Source organism: Planomonospora corallina (assembly GCF_042650625.1).
Taxonomy (GTDB): Bacteria; Actinomycetota; Actinomycetes; order Streptosporangiales; family Streptosporangiaceae; genus Planomonospora_B; species Planomonospora_B corallina.
Genome location: NZ_JBHSBM010000073.1, coordinates 1 through 3,893, shown reverse-complemented (window position 1 = coordinate 3,893; position 3,893 = coordinate 1). Strand labels below are relative to the sequence as shown.

2 protein-coding genes are annotated in these 3,893 nt (G+C 68.9%); one reads left to right on the top strand and one right to left on the bottom strand.

Features of this window, described 5'->3' with window-relative positions; genetic code table 11:
- Nucleotides 1–314 precede the first annotated feature (314 nt).
- On the top strand, nt 315–3,374 hold the full coding sequence (locus tag ACFOWE_RS31740) for a Tn3 family transposase (protein WP_377294405.1): 3,060 nt from the start codon (nt 315–317) through the stop codon (nt 3,372–3,374).
- A gap of 141 nt (nt 3,375–3,515) precedes the next feature.
- On the opposite strand, the gene ACFOWE_RS31735 is transcribed toward ACFOWE_RS31740, so the two are convergent.
- Nucleotides 3,516–3,893 (bottom strand): hypothetical protein (locus ACFOWE_RS31735; protein ID WP_377294403.1); only part of this gene is annotated, 378 nt, incomplete at its 5' end.

Below are 3,893 nucleotides of genomic sequence, written 5' to 3'. Positions count from 1 at the left end.
GCGCAAGCGGCCTAGCGAGAAGCCGCTCCCTTCAGGGAGCGGAGGAGTCACTCAGGGCACCACCCGCGACGGCCACGAGGTCCGCCTCGGGGGAACGGCCCGTGAGGAACAACGGAACGAAAACGTACGCTAAGAAACGATCTTGAGGGGTGGTTTGGTCTCCGATCGTCGGCCGAGCAGGTGTTTGGCGTGTGCTCCAGTTCCGAAGCGCCCGCCGTTCGACGAGACCGCCGCCTGGGCGAGTCGATCAGGAAAGGTGTCGGTTCGATCACTTCACGGTGGGAAAGAGCAGGTAGGGCATAGCTTGACAAGCTGTGCCCGTTGAATTCCTCAGCGATGAGCAGGCCGCCGCGCACGGCCGCTTCACCAGCGCGCCCACCCGCACCGAGCTAGAGCGGCACTTCTTCCTCGACGACGCCGACAGGCGGCTGGTGGCCAAGCGGCGCGGGGACCACAACCGGCTGGGGTTCGCACTGCAGCTGGTGACGGTACGCTTCGTCGGCGCCTTCCTGGCCGATCCGGTCGATGTCCCTATCGGGGTGGTCGACTATGTCGCCGACCAGCTGGACATCGCCGATGCTTCGTGCGTGAAGCAGTACGCCCAACGAGCCGGGACGCATCGCGAGCACGCCGGGGAGATCCGGCGAGCCTACGGGCTGCGGGACTTCGCCGAGGCCGAAGACGCGCTCGCGGTCTGGGTGACTGATCGGGCCTGGACCACCGGAGACGGGCCGACGGCGATCTTCACCGACGCGACTGCCTGGCTGCGCGAGCACGGGGTGCTGCTGCCAGGCGTGAGCACGCTGGCCCGCCTGGTTGCCCGTGTCCGCCAGGAGACCTACGAGCGGCTGTGGCAGCTGCTGCATGACCTGCTCTCGACCCAGCAACGGCTGATCTTGAACGTGTTGCTGGAGGTGCCGCCCGGGGCGCGGGTCTCGGAGCTGGAACGGCTGCGCAAGGGCTCGACCAAGGCTTCGGGACCGGCCATGGTCAAGGCGCTGGAACGGGTCGTGGAGATCGCCTCGGTGGGTATGGGCGGGATCGACACCTCGGCGATCCCGCCGCGGCGGCTGGCAGAACTGGCCCGCTACGGCCTGACCGGTAAGGCCCCGGCGATCAAGCGCCACCCGCCCGTGCGGCGCCTGGCCACGCTGCTGGCCACCGTGCAGGTGCTGGAGGCCAAAGCGATCGATGACGCGCTGGAGCTGCTGGACGTACTGATGACCGGTCAGCTACTGGCTCGCGCCGAGCGCGAGTCGGCCAAGGAGAAGCTGCGCACCTACCCGCGGTTCTCCCGAGCCTCGGCGACGCTGGCGCTGGCGGTGGAGGTGCTGCTGGAGGCCTCCGAGTACGGCGAGGACCTCACCTTGGAGCAGGTGTGGGAGTCCATCGACGCGGTGGTACCGCGCGGCCAGTTGCGCGCCGCGGTGGAGGCCGTCACCGACGCGGCCCCGCCGCCGGACGCCGACCCCGATGGCCAGTGGCGGGCTCTGCTGACCGAGAAGATCGCCGTGGTGCGGTCGTTTCTGCCGCTGCTGACCTCGGCCATCGCCTTCGGTGCCACGGCCGAGGGGGAACCGGCGCTGGAGGCGATGCGCGCGCTGCCGACTCTGATCAACCGCGCGGGCCGCAGGAAGATCAAGGCCGCCTACCTGCCGGCCGACGGCATCGCCGAGGAAGTGGTGACGGGTGAATGGAAGCGCCTGGTGCACCGCAAGGACCTGCCCGAAGGGCTGGTGGATCGGGCGGCGTATGTGTTCTGCGTGCTGGAGAAGTTCCACCGGCTGCTGCGCCGCCGCGATATCTACGCTCTCGGCTCCTCGCGGTGGAGCGATCCGCGGGCGCACCTTTTGGCAGGTCAGGCCTGGCAGGCGGCTAAGGGGCCGGTGCTCAACACGCTGGGCCTGCCCGAAGACCCCGAGCCGCTGCTGGCCGCGCACGCCGCCGCCCTGGACGAGGCCTACACCGACGTCGCGGGACGGCTGACGGATCAGACCGCGGTCAGCGTCGATGCCGAGGGCCGGCTGCATCTGGCGCATCTGGAAGCCGTCGAAGAGCCGCCCGGTCTCATCGACCTGCGCAAGCGGCTGCAGGGCATGCTGCCGCGGGTCGACCTACCGGAACTGATCTTGGAGGTGATGTCCTGGCGGCCGGGCTTCACCGCGGCCTTCACTCCGGTCTCCGGCGGCGCGGCGCGCCTGGAGAGCGATCTGCACGTCACCATCGCGGCCTGCCTGACCGCGCACGCCCTCAACATCACCTATGCGCCGATCATCTCCCCCGGGGTTGCGGCGCTGACCCGCGACCGCATCAGCCATGTCGACCAGACCTACCTGCGCCCCGAAACCTACAGCCCGGCCAACGCGTCCTTGATCGAGGGCCAGGCCGGCATCGGTCTGGCGCAGGCCTGGGGCGGCGGGCTGGTCGCGGCGATCGACGGGGTGCGTTTCGTGGTGCCGGTGCCCACCATCTGCGCCCGGCCCAACCCCAAGTACTTCGGCCGCCGCAGGGGCGCCCAGTGGCTCAACATGATCAACGATCAGGGGGTCGGGCTCGGCGCCAAGGTGCTCTCGGGCACGCCGCGCGACTCGCTGCACGTGATCGACGTGCTGTACGGCCGCGACGGCGGACGCGCCCCCGAAGTGATCATCACCGACGCCGGCTCCTACAGCGACATCGTCTTCGCCCTCATCCACCTGCTGGGGCGCAAGTTCCGACCCGTGCTGGCCGACCTGCCCGACCACAAACTCTGGCGCTTCGATCCGGGCGCGGACTACGGACCGCTGAACACCGCCGCCCGCGGCAAAATCGACACGGTCGCGATCCGCCGCCACTGGGACGACATCCTGCGTATCGTGGCCTCCATCCACACCGGCGCGGTGCGCGCCCACGACGTGATCCGGATGCTGCAGCGCGAGGGCCATCCCACCCCACTGGGCAACGCGCTGGCCCACTACGGGCGGATCTTCAAGAGCCTGCACGTGCTCACCTACGTCGACGACGAACCCTACCGCCGCGATATCAAGGCCATGCGCAACCTCCAGGAAGGCCGCCATGACCTGGCCAAACACCTGTTCCACGGCCGCAAGGGCGAGTTGCGCCACGCCTACCAGACCGGCATGGAAGACCAGCTCGGCGCCCTCGGCCTGGTACTCAACTGCGTGGTGCTGTGGAACACCGTCTACCTGGACACGGCCCTGCAGACTCTCCGCGCCCAAGGACACCACGTCGCCGACGAGGACGTGGTGCGCCTTTCACCGTTCATGCGCAGGCACATCAACGTGCACGGCCACTACTCCTTCCACCTGCCCGACCTGGGCGGCGGCCGCCGCGCGCTCCGCGACCCCGACGCAGCCGATACCGAGGAGAGCTGACACGAGACGATTCGCGCTTGGGGCTCGCGCGGGTGCGCTCCCGTGATCGTGGAGATGCGCTTGTTCGTCCTGCTCAGGACGGGCCGGTCCCTTCGGGTCGGCGGAGAGCGGCGGCACTTCGCATGAACCGGAGGTCTGAGGTCAGCGAGACGCTTCTTCCAAACACCGCTGCATTCTTTCGAAGAGCGAGCCCGTCGCGGTGGGGCAGACACGGATCTCATGTCCTTGCTGGTCAAGGACTTTCCGGTGCCCCAGAGGTTCCTTGAGCGTGATGGGCACGGTCTGGTTCGTTCCGGTCCCCATCTGTATGCCAGAGGACTCGGGGCAGGTATCACGGAGGATCACCCGCACGGTCACGCTGGTCGGCGACTCGACCGCCTCGGCCCGTTCGACCACGGTGCAGACCGTGTCGGACACCATGGTTCCGTCGGCGTGCAGGGTGAGGGCCCGTCCTCCGGGGGCCACCTCGGCCATGCGGATCGGCGCGTCGAAAGGCTTGGCCGGCTCCTGCGCGCAGGC